This is a genomic window from Arthrobacter sp. Y3225116 (assembly GCF_059091245.1).
This window is the reverse complement of the sequence record NZ_JBNHGL010000449.1, coordinates 1-1,152: the sequence shown is the minus strand read 5'-3', so window position 1 is coordinate 1,152 and position 1,152 is coordinate 1. Positions and strand designations below refer to the sequence as shown.

Sequence of the window (1,152 nt, the reverse complement as noted above, 5' to 3'; positions counted from 1 at the left end):
GCCGGGATGATCTCGGCGTCGCAGGCCATCCGGCGGACCGTGGTGGCCGAGACCGGGCCGTTGAAGACCGCGCTGCCGCCGCCGGAGAGCAGCCCGGCCAGCTGGTCGTACCCGGTGGTAACGATCACCTGGGCGCGGTGCCCGCCCGAGTCCGGAAGCCTGCCGGTGTTCAGCGCGATCCGGCAGGCCCCGACCAGGCCAGCGAGAAGCTTCTGCGCCCGGGTGGCATCATCCATCGCCTCCACCACGGCCGGATCCACGCCGGCGGGGCTTCCACCGCCGGGGTGACCGGATCCAGCAGCCGCGCTGCCCTCCGCAGCGACCCCGTCCGTCCCATCGGCATCCACGGCATCGGCTCCGCCCCTGCCTGCCCCCGTGGTACCGGTGCTGGGACCGGTGCCGGGAACATCATGGTTACCGCCGTTGGCCGTGCCGGCGACCGTGGTTCCGCCACCTGCGGTGCGAGGCTCCCCCGAACCGGCCGGGCCGGCGTCGGACGGGCTGTCCGCGGCAGGGGCGGTGGCGGCGGTTTCGATGGCGTCGGGGCGGATCCTTGGGTTGGCGGCGCTGTTCATCACGGTGGCGAGGACTTCGTACTGGGCGTCGGTGGTGTTGATGACGAACTGGTGCAGCCCGCGGCGCCGGCCCCGGTAGAACATGCCCTGCCGGGCCCGCAGTTCCTCCTCGGACGGTTCGGCACCGTCCTGGTCGACGGCGGTTTCCCACGTCCTGGCCACCATCACCAGGGTGTCGGCATCGGCGTCCACGGCCTGCCGGACCAGCGACGCTTCCATCGCCTGCAACGCCACCGGGGTGCCGGCGTGGCGGGCCCGGTCCAGGGAATCAACCACCAGGGCCGCGGCCTGGCCGCTGACCTCACCGCCGGCCATGGCCTCGGCCAAAACCGGCAACGCCGCCACACCCGGTTCCCCGTCCAACCGCACCGGCGCGGTGATCGCCTTGCCGACCCGCAGCCGGCGCCGCGCCTCGACAATCCCGATCCCCAACCGGGAGCGCAGATACTCCGCAGTGTTCGCGAACTCCGTCTTGCGGCGGCGCCGCACCTGCTGTGGTCCGGACCCATCCGGGTCGGCGGCGTCCACGCTCCCGGTGCTGATCGCCGCCGCCGGGTCCGCCCACTCCCCCGCCCCC

1 protein-coding gene is annotated in these 1,152 nt (G+C 73.6%); it reads right to left on the bottom strand.

The genetic code is table 11. The features are described 5' to 3' along the window. On the bottom strand, nt 1-1,152 hold a 1,152-nt coding region (locus AC5RV2_RS18205; RefSeq protein WP_494093494.1), incomplete at both ends, for a DUF222 domain-containing protein.